The following is a 14,830-nucleotide window of genomic DNA, read 5'->3' on the forward strand; positions in this document are numbered from 1 at the left end:
AACCTGACCCCGTTTCGTCCCGGAACCTGACCCCGTTTGCCGGATAGTCGCGTTGTGGTTCCCGCTGTGGTTCCAATGGCAGCATGCCACGATGGCATGCTGCCACAGACTTCAAACGCTAGCAGCAGTCAGGTGGCTCCTGAGGGTGCACGGAATCATGATGACTCGTGACTCAGTACACCTGAATAAAGCTCAGGCTTCCCGTCACGGCGTACTCATTAACCCCCCCGAGCGTACACTGAATCAGTTCCGCGCCTACAGGAGGAGTCAAAACCAACGCAACCGTGGTCCCGGCGAGCTCGCCGCTTTCCACGCGCCCAACGTAGGCGCCGACACCGCTGAGAGCGGGTGAAAAACTCACTTCACTCGTGTTGTTGTTGTTCCAGAGAATCGTCAAATCGCCACGGAAGCTTTGCGTAAGGCAGCTGGCAGAACCATAGCCCGAGATAATAAATTCACCGGAAATCCCAGTGCCTAGGGTCTGGTCGGTGCACACCGACGCATTGCCTGCAGCAAACACGCCTGCGGTCGTTGGCGTTAGCTCCAGCGGGAAAAAAACACTCCCGTTCAAGACGCAAGTTCGTAAGGCTACTTGCTGGGCATGTGCGGGAAGTGCCGCAAGAGATAAGGACATCGCTATAACGGCAAGGATCAAGCCGAGCGATACAGATTGATAAAAACCACGGCGTTCCAGATTCATGGTCAGGCTCCATTTCTTGTGAAACGTGGTTGGGATTGGGCGCAATGCAAGAAACTTGAAACTTTACAAAGCGCCGCGTTGAGGGTAAGCGAGAATATTGAGGGGGAAGGACCGTTTGTCGGCAAATTGCATCTAACCGGCAAAACTGGGGTCAGGGTCACTTATTGGATGACTTACGTAGAAGGAAAGTGAACCTGAACTCTTTAGTTGACCTCGTTAGTTCAAGAGGCCGCCTCATACGCGTCGGCCCAGAGGGCGAAGCTCGGATTGAGGTACTGGCCGCCCTGGTATTTCAGGGCGCGATGGTAGGCGGGCATGCACGCACGGCCGTGGGGAGGTAGGGCCGCGGTATTGCTGGCCGCGCGCGCGCTGTTGGCGCCGTCATGGTGGTGGACCGCCTCCCGCCCGGCGGCGGGGTTCGTCCAGAATTTCGTCGACCTCGATCACGGTACGGACGACAGCGCACGCGCGGTGGCGTACGACCCGAAGAACGGGGTCATGTTGAGCCACCCCTGATTTCTCCAAAACGGTGTCAGGGACAATTTCACTAGCGCTCTGACCTGGTCAGAAGCCGCTGGGTCACCACATCTTGACGTTACCGCCTGATCCATTGCAGACTTGGATCGCGGAGCGTCGAAACTCCTCACACAGCGGTCCCCACCTCCGTCAAACCGGTGGGTTTTTTGTGTCCGTGCTGCTGCGGGGCATGACCGACGAGATGCCTGCGTCGGGAGGGCGGCTAATACAACACCCTTCGGGGAAATACGCCCGCCGGCTGTGTGCGGTTTCGAACCTCCCGACTTCCCGTCCGCCCTGTCGCGGTGGGCGGCCACTTCAAGGAGTGAGGAGGCGACGATGTCGAAGCATGAATCGGATGATCTGGGCGTGCCGGGCTACTTCCTGCCGGAGGACAGCCAGTTCCGGCTGGCGAAGCTGAGCGATTACATCAAGTTCCTCTCCCGGCTGGCGCGACCGCGCATGGCGGACGAGGCGCGGGAATGGGCGCCGCCGCTCGGCGTGGGCGAGCTGGCGATCTGCCTGGAGTTGTTGGCGGAGCAGACGGACCTGGTGCTGGAGGCGGTGTCGTGGCCCGCGCAGCGGGAGGTGGCGGCGGAGGCGCCCGAGCGCGATGCCGTGCCCACGGCGACGCCGGAGGCGCCCGACACGGCCGCCGAACGCTTTGCGTTCGGCGTCACCCTGGATCAGATCGACACGCTCGACCGCTTGATCCAGACGATCTCGGCCCATGGCGATGTCGTGGCGGCCAGCCACGCTGCCGAGCTGGCTCACCACACCCTGCCTCTGCTGGGGCACGCGATCCATGACGGGGCGGCCGCCGTGCGTGCGCTGCTGGATGAGGTGGAAGCGCAGCGGCTCGGGCAGGGGCCTCGTCCGCGATCCGGCGTGGGCGAAGAACGGGGTGTGTACGGTGCCGGGCTCGCCTGTGCGACCGTGGACGGCCCGCCCGGTCCAGTGGTGCCACTGCCCGCAGTTCCGTCGCTCGAATACGCCAGGCCGCCGCGCAGCTTGCGCCTGCACTGATCCAGCCGATCCAGTCGCGCGCAGGGTGGCGGGGCGGAGACGCCCAGAACAGAAAAGGTGTCAGGGACAGTTTTCCGACCTCGTGCTGAGGATCCATCCGCCGGCCGGAAGGCAAATTGTCCCTGGCACCTTTCTTGGCCGCGGCCGCGCTGCAGGGCGACCGGTCCGCAAGCAGGCCGAATCGATGCGAATCATCCAGGCGACGACGAAGAACCGCGCGTCTGGAGCGGTGCAGGCGGCAAAGCAGTTCAACTGGGTTCGAACGGGAAGCACGTTGAGGCTCGCAGACCCCGATGCCGTGAACGCTTGGGCTGCGAACGAAGGCGGCTCAGCAAATGATTTGTCCTATAGGCTGGCAAGGTTTGACAGTGCGGCGCCTCCTGGCGATCATGTCGTTTCGAGCAAGTCGAAGTACCTTGGACAAGTGAAGGCGGCCTCGACATCCAGTTTTTCCGTGTGCACGCCGTACCCGTCGCCTCATCAATGTATGCAATGAGGCTTCCGTCACGCGCAGCGGGAGCATTCCCGCTGCGCGTGATGCTCGCTCTGCTCGCCATCGTCGGAGCGCTCTCGATCACGGGTTGTGTGTCCGTTCCAAAGAGTCTCCACGAACTTGTTTCCGCTGAGGGGGCGCTCATGACGTCGGTGTTGCGTCTAGGCCCCGTCATGCTGATCAGAACCGCGAGCGTCATCCCGGGCCACCAAAACTATGAGCGGGACAACGCGCAGGTAACACAGTGCAGGGGGCAACAACTCCGCCTGACTGTGGAGACCCCCTCTGCAAGCGTCGTGAGCCCGGATGCTTCGTGTCGGTACCTTCTAGCGAGCGTAATGTACGCGGCGCGAAACCTGGGCATCGCGAAAGTCGATCTTGAGATCCGGATAAACTTGGTGCCGCAAGGATATTTCATTCATCGTCGCGACCGCTTCTGGGTTTTTGGCGGAACGCCGCGTACCGCGTACTGGATTCCCTTGCTCGATTCGGAAGGCGAGTCGCTCGCGAACATGGTTTCGTCGATAGCCCATGAGACGACGCATCTCCTGGCCTTCACAACGGGGATGCCCGCGACCATCGCGACAAACGAACGGGCCGGTCACTTGGCCGGGGCGTGCGCAGAACTGGAGATACTGGGGGAGATCAAGCGCGATCGACTGAGCTTGGGCTATTTCAACGAGAAACTCGAGTTGTCGTCGGAGATCACGGATTCGAGTCGCTCGGGAGCTATCGTGTCTCGCGACCTGCTGCCGTTCTTCGATCAGGCATCGGTGGTGGCGCTGGGTACTCCGGCAGGCCAGCGCATGCGCGCCTATTGCCATTCCGAGTTGTCAAAGATCATTCAGCGCTGACCCAAGGGTGACGAAGAAGCCGCAAGAACAGGGTCAAGAACAGGGTCAGGTTCACTTTCTTGCTGAGGTGTCCTGGCCTTGGGGCATCCGGCGCGGCCGGTGTGCCGGGCAGGCGGCGGCGAAGCGTCGCGTCCTAGCTTCCACCATGGCCTTAAAGTCGCCCCCGCCAGCGCCCGTTGCTGCTGCAGGTAGGCGCGGAACTCGGCCAGTGGCTTCGTAGGGAAAGTGAACCTGACCCCGTTTCGTCCTTGCGACCCCTTGGCGCCTTGGCATACACCACCAGACGGCAGGTGATCGGGCTGCTTCGATTGGCCTGCATCAACGGCAGTTCCCGCGGGGTTTGGCTGGCCAACCAGTTGCCGGCAATCGACCCACTGGTCGGGGTGGTCGTCCACTTCCAGAGGCTTGACCCGGGTCCAGCCGCGCAGGCGCCCCAACCAATGCCAGCCCAGCGCCGAGACCGCCTGGAACCACGGCGTGCGGAAGCCGGCATCGGTGACCAGGATCGGGCGAACGCCTTCGGAGACCAGTGCCTGCAGCCGTTGCAGGAACCGCTTCTCCGCAGCAGGTGCGCCTTGCTCCTTGCCAGGGAACACCATGTCCAGCAGCGTCAGCGTTCGCCCGCCCACCGGAACCGCTGCACGCAACAGGCACCACGACTTGTCGGCCTTCAGATCCGTCCAGTCGATCACGATCACCGGCTGCGGGCCACGTAGCAGCCAACGCGCCATGTCGGCATGGATCGTCTCGCGTTCGGCGTGCAGGTGCCGGTTGCCCAACAGCCGGTCGAACGCCTTGAGCGGCGGCCGGATGCGCTCGGCATCGGGCCAGGAACGAGCCACGTCGATCAGCGTCAATCTGCGTCCATGAAGCACGGCTTCCACGGCGTGTAGCAAGGCGCGTTCACGCAGCGCGTGCATCCCTTCCAGTAATTCTGGCAGGCACTTTTGCAATACTCGGCTGGCGCGCATGGTCGTCAGTCCTTCTTCGGTTTAGTCACCTCGAAGACTGCGCCATGCGCGCACTTGTTTCCAGCCGGATCGCCGCTAACCGGCTGATCTCACGAAGGAAAACGTGTGGAAACCGCAGAACCTGATCCCGTTAGCTAGGAATAGGGCGCCAGCCCGAAGGAGCAGACCAATGATCATCATAGCCGGCTATACCCGCACCGACGCTGAGAAGCGGGACGGCGCCGTGGAAGCCTTCAGGGGCATGGTCGAACGCGCGAGGGCGTACGACGGCTGTCTCGACTTCTCCATAAGCGCGGACGCGGTCGATCCCGAGCGCGTCAATCTCTTCGAATGTTGGCGCGACCAAACCACGCTGGACTCCTGGCGCAAGGTCGCGAAGGGGCCGCGCGGGAAACCTCGAGAGGCTGCCATAAGCCTCTATCGCACCGACAAGGCCGAAAAGCCTTTCTGAGGACGAGACGCCGTGGACTTGCCACCCGGTCTGGCGACCGGGCGCAGCACCTTCGCGAAGGCGTCTCGCAAGGAGCAGAAACCATGACGATTATCCTCTACGAATTGCAGCCGACCCGCTCGGCGCGCGTGCGCTGGACACTGCTGGAACTCGGCATTCCGTTCGAGAGCATCGAGGGGCGTGGGCGTGAGATATTCGCAATGCCCGAGCTCGCGCAAATCCATCCCATGTCGAAGCTGCCCGCCCTGCGTGACAGCGGCCGTCCACTCTTCGAATCTGCCGCCATCTGTACCTGGCTCGCCGATAGCCACCCCCAGGCGGGCCTCATCGCACCCTCAGGCACTTGGGCGCGGGCCTTGCACGACCAGTGGACAGCCTTCACGCTGGCCGAAGTGGAGGCCAATCTCCAGCATACCGCCCGCAATCTCTTCATCTACTCGGAGGAAGAGCGCGTCCCAGCAGTCTACGAACAGAACGCCAGGGAGGCAAAGCGTGGCCTAGCCGTCTTCGACGGCGCTTTGAAGGGCAAAACCTGGTTGGTCGAGGACCGCTTCTCAGTCACCGACATCTTCGTCGGCTACGCAGTGGTTTGGGCGCGCGTCCAAGGGATGACGGCCGATCTGCCGAATGTAACGGCCTATGCTGAGCGGATCCTGGCGCGGCCGCTATGTCCGTATGGGGCGATGGGGTGAGGTGTACTCGAGCGACACTACCCGGCCTTTGTCGCGCACTTGGCGGACAGCGGCAGACAGCTGCCGGCGCACGTCCAGCGGGCGTTCGAGGATTACCTGCAATGCGGCCGCCTGGAACATGGCTTCCTGCGCCTGCGTTGCGAGGGTTGCCATGCTGAACATCTGGTCGCGCTCAGTTGCAAGCGCCGCGGCTTCTGCCCGAGTTGCGGCGCCCGGCGCATGGCCGAATGCGCAGCCCTGCTGGTGGACGCGGTGTTGCCCCGCAGGCCGATCCGGCAATGGGTGCTCAGCTTCCCCGTACCCGCTGCGCTTCCTGTTCGCCACACGCCCGGCGATCCTGGGCCAGGTGCTGGGCATCGTTTACCGCATGATCGCCACGCATCTGAAAAATGTTCCAGGTTCATTTTCACGCCCCTATGAGACAAGCGGACATTCCCGACCTGCGTGGTCGTAGGTTTCCGATAACGGACGCCTCGAGTTGCCGGCACGTTGGAGGCATTCTCCAGCCTGGCTCGTCCCATGCCGCGTTTGCCTCGATTCGACCTGCCCGGTGTGCCGCAACATGTCGTGCAGCGCGGACACGATCGGTTGCCGTGTTTTGCCGGCGAAGTCGACTACGTGCGCTATCGGCAGGAGCTTCAGGAGGCGGCCCTGCGCCACGGGTGCGCGATCCATGCCCTACGCGCTGATGACCAACCATGTCCACCTGCTGGTGTCGCCCGCCAGCGAAGGTGCGGTCAGCAGGATGATGCAAATGCTGGGTCGCCGATACGTGGCCGATCGACTCGTGACGCCGCACGCGGCATGGCTGGCACTCGATGTGGACCCGGCATCACGCGGCGCGCGGTACGCAGCCTGGGTGTCGGAGGGCGTCGACGCGGTCGAGACGGAGGAGATCCGCGCGCACCTGGTGCAGGGCAAGGTTTACGGCAGTCAGCGCTTTCGGCGCCACATCGAATCGCTGGCTGGGCGCTGCGCCGAGCTTGGTCCGCGTGGGCGACCGCGTCTCATCCAGCGTGCAAATGAACCTGGAACATTTTGGGCCGCTGTGCAGCGCCACTTAACAAAAACGATATAGCTCGCGCTGAACAATTCATTGGATATGACACGACGCGCATGCCTATGCTTCGCCTCGAAGCTGATCCATGACAGTTCGTGACACAACGGCAGCAGCCGGCAACGCGAAGCCTCTGGAACGCCAGCTGGTGGCGTAGCGGAACCGCAAAAAAGGTGTCGGGGAGAACTTCCCGAGGCTGCGCCGGCCAGGGCGGTCGCCGGACGAGACTAATTGTCCCTGACACCCTTCTCTTTGCCGATTCCCTGTAAACATCAATGGTTGAAGTGATGCACAACTACAAATCCTCCCTTGCCGGGTTCAATGCACTCTGGTTTGCGTCATGCCTGGCATTGAGCACGCTCGCTCATGCGACGGAACCCGCGACTCGCGCCAAACCTTTTGAATGGAAATCCAGCGAGCCCCTGATCAAGCCTCCAGCCGATGCCAAGGATATCCATGGCGTCAAAGACCCGACCATCGTCTACCACGACAACCGATACCATGTTTTCATGACCACGGCCGCGGCGACGGGCTGGGGCATGGCCTATACGAGCTTCGCGGATTGGGACGAAGCGCCGAAGGCGCCCATATTCATGCTCGACCAGTCCCCCATCGGGCCGGGTTACCGCGCAGCGCCGCAGGTTTTCTATTTCGCGCCGCAAAAGCTCTGGTATCTGATCTACCAAGGCGGCGACCCGTTGTATTCCACGACCAGGAACCTGGCCGACCCCCGGTCATGGACGCCGCCGCAGCCCTTCTACCCCACCATCCCGGAAAGCGTCAAAGACGCCAAGGGCAATGCGGCCTGGCTGGACTTCTGGAACATCTGCGACGACAAGAAGTGCCATCTCTTCTTTACCGACGACAACGGCAGCTTCTTCCGCGGTGAAACAACGGTGGAGCGTTTCCCTCATGGCTTCTCCGAGCCAGTCGTCGTCATGAAGGAAAAACGCGAGGACATGTTCGAGGCGAGCAACACCTACAGGATTACCGGCACCAACCAGTATTTGACGCTGATCGAGGCGATCGGGGCCAACGGCAGGTATTTCCGGGCCTGGACAGCCGATCGCCTGGACGGCAAGTGGCAACCCACTTCCGACGCCAGGATGAACATGTTCGCTGGCGCAGAAAACGTCAAGTTCAACGGCCGGATCTGGTCCGAAGGCGTCTCCCATGGCGAACTGATCCGCGACGGCGTCGACCAGACGCTGAGCATCGACCCCTGCCAGCCGCTGAGATTCCTCTACCAGGGCCTGGATATGGAAAAAAACAAGAAGTACGACTACATCGAGCTGCCCTATCGGCTGGGCGTGATCACCGCCACCGCCACCGCCCCCAACGCCATCAGCGAGTTGTGCAAGAAATGAATCCGAAAAAGGTTGAAAAGACAGAAGGGGACGGAGGCAAATAATCCAGCGATTGCCTGAATTTATTGCCTCCGTTCTCTGGGCATTCGGCGGACGCATATCTCTCGCCGCATCCGCCTGAGCCGGAGTGCGCTCATGCCCGGGACCACATAGTGCGACAAAAAAGGAAGAAACATGAGTGTAGTGAAGAGCGGCGTACTGGCGCTTGCAATGCTGGCGACCGCGCCAGTGTTCGCCGCCGTGACCATCGACATCGATCCGGCCAAGCCCGGTGCCGTCATCAACAAGAACGTCTATGGCCAGTTCGCCGAACACCTGGGCACCGGCGTCTACGAAGGCATGTGGGTCGGCCCGAAGTCGGACATCCCCAACACCAGGGGCTGGCGCAATGACGTCGTCGGCGCGCTCAAGGAGTTGCATGTGCCGCTGGTGCGCTGGCCGGGCGGCTGCTTCGCCGACGTCTACCACTGGCGCGACGGCATTGGCCCGCAGGACAAGCGCCCGAGCAACGTCCACACCAACGCGGGCGGCGTTGTAGAGATCGACGAGATCAACGCCGTCGGCACCCACGAATTCTTCGACCTGATCGACATGCTGGGCGCCGACGCCTACGTCAACGGCAACGTCGGTACCGGCAGCGTGCAGGAGATGTCCGATTGGGTCGAGTACATGACTTCGGACGGCGGCTCGCCCCTGGCCAGGCTGCGCGCTCAGAACGGGCGCGAAAAGCCGTTCAAAGTCGCCTTCTTCGGTATCGGCAATGAGTTGTGGGGCTGCGGCGGCAACATGAAGCCCGAGTATTACGCGAGCCTGTACAGCAATTACGAGAACTTCCTGAGGGCGCCCGAGCAGTCCAGGCCGAAAATGATCGCCAGCGGCGGCAGTGGCTTCGACACCTCGTGGACCGACGTCCTGAGCAAGGAACTGAAGGGCCGCACGATCGGCATCAGCGTCCACCAGTACACCGTCCCGACCGGCAATTGGGACGTCAAGGGCAAGGCCCTCGGCTTCGAGGAAGGCGAGTGGATCTCGACCCTTGCCAATACCTTGAGAATGGATCAGCTCGTCAAAGATCACGTGGCCGTACTGGACAAGAACGATCCCGAGAAGAAGATCGGGCTGCTGGTCGACGAGTGGGGCACCTGGTATGACGAAGAGGAGAGTGCCAAAAGCGCCCTGTTCCAGCAGAACTCCCTGCGCGACGCGCTCGTGGCGGCGCTCAACTTCCACATCTTCCATGAGCACGCGGAGCGGGTCCCCATGACCACCATCGCCCAGATGGTCAACGTCCTGCAAGCGATGATCCTGACCGACAAGGAGAAGATGGTCCTGACCCCGACCTACTACGCGTTCCAGATGTATGTGCCGTTCCAGGATGCCAAGTCGCTGCCGCTGGCAATCAAGGACAACACCAGCTACACCCTGGGCGCATTGACCATTCCGGGCGTGAGCGCTTCGGCGGCACGCGCCAAGGACGGCAAGGTGTACCTGGCGCTGGTCAACACCGATCCGCACAAGGCGGTCGATGTCGCCGTCAACGTCGCCGGCACGAAGCTGAAAGGTGCGGCCGGCAAGGTGCTGACCTCGGCCACGATGGATGCGCACAACACGTTCCAGGATCCGCAGGCCATCAAGCCGGCGGCGTTCAGCACGCGTGCCGCAGGCGGCAAGCTGTCGATCAATGTGCCTGGCAAGGCCGTGATGGTGGTGGCTTTGGAGGAGTAAACGCCTCGCGCGCAAGCGCTTCGCGATCACCTTCAGCATGCACGCCACGAACGCAAACGCAAATCGTATATCCGCTTTTCGACCCTCATTTTCCGACCCTCATGAAGAAAACAAGCCGCTCCGCTGTCCTTCTCTTGTTCGTGTTGGCTTCGCTGCCCGCGGCGTCATTCGCGCTCAACCCGGTTATTCAAACGATGTATACCGCCGATCCGGCCCCTATGGTCCATGACGGCACGCTCTACCTGTTTTCCAGCCACGACGAAGAAGTCGGGGAGGCCAACAACTTCAACATGAAGAGCTGGGTGCTCGCCACGACGACGGACATGGTGAACTGGACCCAGCACGGCGAGATCGCCTCCCTCCGGGATTTCCCCTGGGCCGCCAAGGAAATCTCCGGCTGGGACGGTTTTGACAACGGCGCCTGGGCTCCCCATGTGATCGAGCGGGATGGCAAGTGGTATCTCTATGGCCCGGTGCAGGGCCGGGGCATTGGCGTGCTGGTGGCCGACAATCCCCTCGGCCCCTACATCGATCCCCTCAAAAAACCGCTGATCGGCGGCCACTCCAGCGGCCTGTACGACAGCATCGATCCGACCGTTTACATCGACGACAAGGGCCAGGCCCATCTCGCCTGGGGCAATCCCAATCTGTGGTCGGTGAAGCTGAACAAGGACATGATTTCCTACGACACCAGCGTCGGGGAGAACGGCATCATTCGCCATCCGATGACCGTCAAGGCCTTGGGCGAGCGCACCCCTCCGGACAAAGTGGGCGTTACGCTTCCGGTGCCTGCTTTGCGCGGCACATCCTACGAAGAGGGTCCCTGGCTCTACAAGCGCAAGAATCTCAATTACCTGTTTTTTGCCGGTGGTCCCATCCCCGAGCATCTCGCGTACTCTACCGGGCCCACGCCCGAAGGTCCGTGGACCTACGGCGGCGGCGTCATGGCCCCGCAAAGCGCCTTCACCAACCACGTGGGCGTGGTGGATTACAAAGGCAAGACCTATCTCTTCTACCACAACGCCGCGCTTCCGGGCGGCGACGGCTTCAAACGTTCCGTGGCCGTCGATGAGTTGAAGTTCAACCCGGATGGCTCGATCCCGATGGTGCAGCCGACCAAGGAAGGGCCGGCACCGGTCGCCACCCTCGATCCCTACAAGCGAGTGGAAGCCGAGACCATCGCCTGGTCTTCCGGTGTCAAAATCGAGCCCAGCAGCGCCGGCGGCCAGAATGTGCGAGACATCCACGACGGGGACCACATCCGGGTGCGAAATGTCGATTTCGGCGCGACCGGCGCGCGCACCTTCATGGCCAGCCTCTCCAGCACGGCCAAGGCGAAGGAGGCCACCGGGGCGAAGATCGAGATTCGTCTTGGCAAGCTCGACGGCCAGTTGATCGGCACGGTGCCGGTCTCGGGAACCGGCGGCGAATGGAAGCCGCAGTTAGCGCGGATCTCCGGAGCCTCCGGCATCAACGATCTCTTCTTCGTGTTCCGCGGCGCGGCCGGCGAAGAACTGTTCAAGTTCGATTATTGGCAATTTTCCCAGCGCGACCTGGCCGCGGACAGTGCCTCCGTCGCGTCTCAACCCCTTCCGGCAACACAGGCGGATCCTGCCCACAATCCCCTTATCTGGGCCGACGTCCCGGACATCGCAATCATCCGCGTAGGAAAAACCTACTACATGAGCAGCACGACGATGCACATGAGCCCGGGCCTCCCGATCATGAAGTCGACGGACCTGGTCAACTGGAGCATGGCCTCCTACGCCTATGAAACCCTTGCCGACAACGAAGCCCTCCGCCTCGAAAACGGCAAAAACGCCTACGGTGCCGGCTCCTGGGCCAGCAGCCTGCGTTATCACGACGGCGTGTTCCATGCCTCGACTTTCTCCGCCACCAGCGGACGCACCCACATCTACACCACGCGCGATCCGGATCGCGGCCCGTGGAAAGAAACGAGCTTCGAGCCCGTGCTGCATGACCACAGCCTGCTTTTCGACGACGACGGTCGCGTTTACATGGTTTACGGGGGCGGTCGCATCACGCTCATCGAGCTGAAGCCCGACCTCTCCGGAATCAAGCCCGGCGGCGTGAACAAGGTCCTCATCGAAAACGTCAACGCCCTCTTCGGCGCCGACCAGGGCGGGCTCAATGGCGAGGGCTCGCAGCTTATCAAGATCAACGGCCGCTACTACCTCTTCAACATCGCCTCGCCCGGGAGCCGCTGGGCGCGCACCGTCATCGTCCACCGCGCCGACGCCATCACCGGTCCCTACGAGGGTCGCATCGCGCTCGATGATCGCGGTATCGCCCAGGGCGGCCTCATCGACACCCCGGAAGGCAAATGGTATGCCTATCTTTTCAAGGACAACGGCGCCGTCGGTCGCATCCCCTACCTCGTGCCCGTGACCTGGAAGGACGGCTGGCCCGTTCTCGGCGAAGACGGCAAGGTGCTCATGACGCTCGACATCCCCGCCGGCGAACAGGGCGTCTCCGGCGCCTCCGGCATCGTCGCCTCCGACGAATTCGACCGCCGGCCCGGCGCCCCGGACCTGCCCCTCGCCTGGCAATGGAATCACAATCCCGAGCCTCGTGACTGGTCGGTCTCCAAGCGCCCGGGCTACCTGAGCTTGGTCACCAGCCGGATCGTTTCCGCTCTGCCAGAGGCCCCGAATACCCTCACCCAGCGCACCTTTGGCCCCAACAGTTCCGCCACCACCAGCATCGACGTGAGCGGCATGAAAGACGGCGACTGGGCCGGCCTGGCCGCTTTTCAGAAAAACTATGGTTTTGTTGGCGTAAAGATGAGCGACGGCGCCAGATCTGTCGTCATGGTGAGCGCCGACTCCGACCAACCCGAGGAGATCGCCTCCGTTCCCCTCTCTGGCAAAACCGTTCACCTCAAGGTCGAAAGCGAATTTGAGCCCGCGCCTGAGCTCGCCCGCTTCTCCTACAGCCTCGACGGCAGATCCTGGACCCCCATCGGTCGTCCCTCGCGCCTTACCTACTCCTTCCCGCACTTCATGGGTTATCGCTTCGCCCTCTTCTTTTATTCGACCAAGACCGCCGGCGGCCGTGTGGACTTTGACTACTACCGGATCGGGCAAAGCGGCGGCTCCCGCTGACCTTCGCCGGCGAAGAAAACGGGGTCAGGTTCACTTATCGACCAAAAAAAAGGGGGGCGGGGGCAATTAATCTGGCGATTGGCCGAACTAATTGCTCCCGTCCCTTTTGTCAGTGCGGCCAGGCTGGGCCTCGATCGCCTGCCTGAATCGCCTCCAAGCCGTAGGGGCGCTGCCGGTGCAGGTGCCGGCGGATGACGTGACGTTCTCCGCTTTAACTCCCTCCGTCCCTATTTTCCGACCGTGATCGTGCCCTTCATCAGCGCGGCGTGGCCGGGGAAGCTGCAGAAGAACTCGTACCCATCGCCCTGGATCTTGCTCACCGGAAAGCTCACGAAGGTGGCCTGGCCGCCACCGATCAGCTCGGTATGGGCCACGATGCGCGCGTCGCCCGGCTTCACGTAACCGGCGTCGGGGCCGGCGGCGAGGCCATCGGTATTCACGGCCTGCACGTCGGACGCCTCGGCGATCACGACGTTGTGGCCCATCACCGCCGCCGCCAGCTTGCCGACGTGCTTCAAGGTGATCTTGAACTCGGTGCACGACGCAGGGACGGCGATCGACCCGACGTTGAACTGCATCAGGTCGTTGCCCTCGATCTCGGTCGCGCAGTCGGTGACCACCGCGGCAGGTTTGTCGCTTCCCGGTGTAGCTGCAGCCGACGCAGAGGTGTCGGTGGCTTGCGGCGCCGGGGCAGGCGCAGTTTCGGTAGCAGGCGCAGCATCTGCGGCAGCGGCGGGTTCGGTGGCGACGGACGCGGTATCCGGCGACTTATCGCCGCACGCCGCCAATACCAGCGCGCAGGCAGCAATGAGGAAGCTGGTTCGGGTGTTCATTGGTGCGAACTCCTTGTGTAAGGTCGCCCGCCATTATTCGTCATCGGGCAGGGCAGGACACGGTGCAGGGTCTCGAAAAAATCTTCAGGAACCGATTTTTTCCAATCAAGCTAGTGGAACAGAAAGCGCAATCCGCGATTGTAGAACTCAGGCTTCACGCCGGCATGGCCCTCTCCCTCGATGACGCGAGCGTCCCAATGCAAGCCGTTGTAGTTGCGTGCTGAGAAGGTCCGAACAAATCCGACGCCGGGCGTAACCAGTTCCTCGGCGCCACCGACTCCCACGAAGAGTCTCACCGGCAGGTTCTTGTGTTTCGTGGCGAAGTCCGCTTCCTGCTTCACCAGGAAGTCGTTGTCCCACGTAATGTCGGGACTGCCCGCGAGGTATCCCCAGAACAACGAGGGTTCCGTGAACATCGCGTAGAGCGTGAAGAGCCCGCCGAAAGAATGCCCGCCGAGAATGCGACGGGCCGGGTCACCGCGGTAATTCCCTTCCACGAACGGAATCAGCTCGGTCTTGATGAAGCTCAGGAACTTCGGGCCGTCCCCCGACCCCTCGAGAGCGCCCGGCGTCGGGGTGTAGTCCCTCGCGCGGAGCGCATCGTAGTCTGCGTCGTCGCCGGAATAGGTGATGCCGACAACCACGATGTCCGGCATCTGCTTGTCGTGGACGAGACCGCCGACGACCGAGTCCAGGAGCTTGAAATCCCATTGGCCATCGAGCAGGTAGAGCACGGGGTATTTCTTGTCTTTGTTCTTGTCGAAGTCAGCCGGCTTGCGGATGTACAAGTCGTAGCTGCGCCCCGTGGAGGCGGACTTCATCGTTTGCACTTCGGAGCCGCGCACCGTAACGGACGGATACCCGGCCGATGGAGCCGAAGCAACCGGCGCAGCGATGCCAAGCGACAGGACCAGAAGACAGAGAGCTGCCGTGTGCGAGTTCATTGCGACTGCCTTCCTTAGAAAACGTTGTAAGGATGATATCGCTACCAGCATAGCGTGCCCCGCGCGAGCAGATCAA

Annotated in this window: 11 protein-coding genes and 2 pseudogenes; 9 read left to right on the plus strand and 4 right to left on the minus strand. The window is 62.2% G+C overall.

Features of this window, described 5'->3' with window-relative positions; genetic code table 11:
• Positions 1–172 precede the first annotated feature (172 nt).
• Positions 173–700, minus strand: coding sequence for a hypothetical protein (locus tag AB5T46_RS19865; protein ID WP_370565838.1), 528 nt, complete (start codon positions 698–700; stop codon positions 173–175).
• Positions 701–1,555: 855 nt separating this feature from the next.
• Between AB5T46_RS19865 and AB5T46_RS19870 the strand changes: the two genes are divergently transcribed.
• The gene (locus tag AB5T46_RS19870) at positions 1,556–2,242 is read left to right on the plus strand and encodes an XAC0095 family protein (RefSeq protein WP_370565839.1); all 687 of its coding nucleotides are present in this window, start codon (positions 1,556–1,558) and stop codon (positions 2,240–2,242) included.
• Between the two features lie 534 nt (positions 2,243–2,776).
• Positions 2,777–3,589, plus strand: a complete 813-nt coding sequence (locus AB5T46_RS19875; RefSeq protein WP_370565840.1) for a hypothetical protein — start codon at positions 2,777–2,779, stop codon at positions 3,587–3,589.
• Positions 3,590–3,836: 247 nt separating this feature from the next.
• On the opposite strand, the pseudogene AB5T46_RS19880 reads toward AB5T46_RS19875, so the two are convergent.
• A pseudogene (locus AB5T46_RS19880) lies at positions 3,837–4,560 on the minus strand (IS4 family transposase); the annotation flags it as partial.
• 169 nt (positions 4,561–4,729) lie between these two features.
• Here AB5T46_RS19880 and AB5T46_RS19885 point away from each other — a divergent pair.
• From AB5T46_RS19885 to AB5T46_RS19915, 7 genes and pseudogenes are all read left to right on the plus strand, one after another.
• Positions 4,730–5,011, plus strand: a complete 282-nt coding sequence (locus AB5T46_RS19885; protein ID WP_370565841.1) for a putative quinol monooxygenase — start codon at positions 4,730–4,732, stop codon at positions 5,009–5,011.
• A gap of 83 nt (positions 5,012–5,094) precedes the next feature.
• Complete coding sequence (locus AB5T46_RS19890; protein WP_370565842.1) at positions 5,095–5,703, plus strand: glutathione S-transferase family protein; 609 nt, start codon at positions 5,095–5,097, stop codon at positions 5,701–5,703.
• 3 nt (positions 5,704–5,706) lie between these two features.
• Positions 5,707–6,103: pseudogene (locus tag AB5T46_RS19895) on the plus strand (transposase zinc-binding domain-containing protein); the annotation flags it as partial.
• 273 nt (positions 6,104–6,376) lie between these two features.
• On the plus strand, positions 6,377–6,781 hold the full coding sequence (locus AB5T46_RS19900) for a hypothetical protein (RefSeq protein ID WP_370565843.1): 405 nt from the start codon (positions 6,377–6,379) through the stop codon (positions 6,779–6,781).
• Between the two features lie 266 nt (positions 6,782–7,047).
• Positions 7,048–8,127: a non-reducing end alpha-L-arabinofuranosidase family hydrolase gene (locus tag AB5T46_RS19905; protein WP_370565844.1), complete on the plus strand. Its 1,080-nt coding sequence runs from the start codon at positions 7,048–7,050 to the stop codon at positions 8,125–8,127.
• Positions 8,128–8,301: 174 nt separating this feature from the next.
• Positions 8,302–9,852: an alpha-N-arabinofuranosidase gene (locus tag AB5T46_RS19910; protein ID WP_370565846.1), complete on the plus strand. Its 1,551-nt coding sequence runs from the start codon at positions 8,302–8,304 to the stop codon at positions 9,850–9,852.
• A 101-nt stretch (positions 9,853–9,953) separates the two neighbouring features.
• The gene (locus tag AB5T46_RS19915) at positions 9,954–12,977 is read left to right on the plus strand and encodes a family 43 glycosylhydrolase (protein ID WP_370565847.1); all 3,024 of its coding nucleotides are present in this window, start codon (positions 9,954–9,956) and stop codon (positions 12,975–12,977) included.
• A gap of 227 nt (positions 12,978–13,204) precedes the next feature.
• On the opposite strand, the gene azu is transcribed toward AB5T46_RS19915, so the two are convergent.
• The gene (gene azu, locus AB5T46_RS19920; protein WP_370565849.1) at positions 13,205–13,597 is read right to left on the minus strand and encodes an azurin; all 393 of its coding nucleotides are present in this window, start codon (positions 13,595–13,597) and stop codon (positions 13,205–13,207) included.
• Positions 13,598–13,920: 323 nt separating this feature from the next.
• A complete protein-coding gene (locus tag AB5T46_RS19925) occupies positions 13,921–14,754 on the minus strand; it encodes an alpha/beta hydrolase (protein WP_370565848.1) in 834 nt (277 codons plus the stop codon).
• Positions 14,755–14,830: the final 76 nt, after the last annotated feature.

This window comes from Luteimonas salinilitoris (assembly GCF_041300785.1).
GTDB lineage: Bacteria > Pseudomonadota > Gammaproteobacteria > Xanthomonadales > Xanthomonadaceae > Luteimonas > Luteimonas salinilitoris.

What these genes read in the sequence shown, in the direction of transcription:
- AB5T46_RS19910 (WP_370565846.1), top strand. Translation starts at nt 8,302, where the DNA reads ATGAGTGTAGTGAAGAGCGGCGTACTGGCGCTTGCAATGCTGGCGACC.
- AB5T46_RS19915 (WP_370565847.1), top strand. Translation starts at nt 9,954, where the DNA reads ATGAAGAAAACAAGCCGCTCCGCTGTCCTTCTCTTGTTCGTGTTGGCT.
- AB5T46_RS19905 (WP_370565844.1), top strand. Translation starts at nt 7,048, where the DNA reads ATGCACAACTACAAATCCTCCCTTGCCGGGTTCAATGCACTCTGGTTT.
- AB5T46_RS19890 (WP_370565842.1), top strand. Translation starts at nt 5,095, where the DNA reads ATGACGATTATCCTCTACGAATTGCAGCCGACCCGCTCGGCGCGCGTG.
- AB5T46_RS19900 (WP_370565843.1), top strand. Translation starts at nt 6,377, where the DNA reads ATGCCCTACGCGCTGATGACCAACCATGTCCACCTGCTGGTGTCGCCC.
- AB5T46_RS19865 (WP_370565838.1), bottom strand. Translation starts at nt 700, where the DNA reads ATGAATCTGGAACGCCGTGGTTTTTATCAATCTGTATCGCTCGGCTTG.
- AB5T46_RS19885 (WP_370565841.1), top strand. Translation starts at nt 4,730, where the DNA reads ATGATCATCATAGCCGGCTATACCCGCACCGACGCTGAGAAGCGGGAC.
- AB5T46_RS19870 (WP_370565839.1), top strand. Translation starts at nt 1,556, where the DNA reads ATGTCGAAGCATGAATCGGATGATCTGGGCGTGCCGGGCTACTTCCTG.
- AB5T46_RS19925 (WP_370565848.1), bottom strand. Translation starts at nt 14,754, where the DNA reads ATGAACTCGCACACGGCAGCTCTCTGTCTTCTGGTCCTGTCGCTTGGC.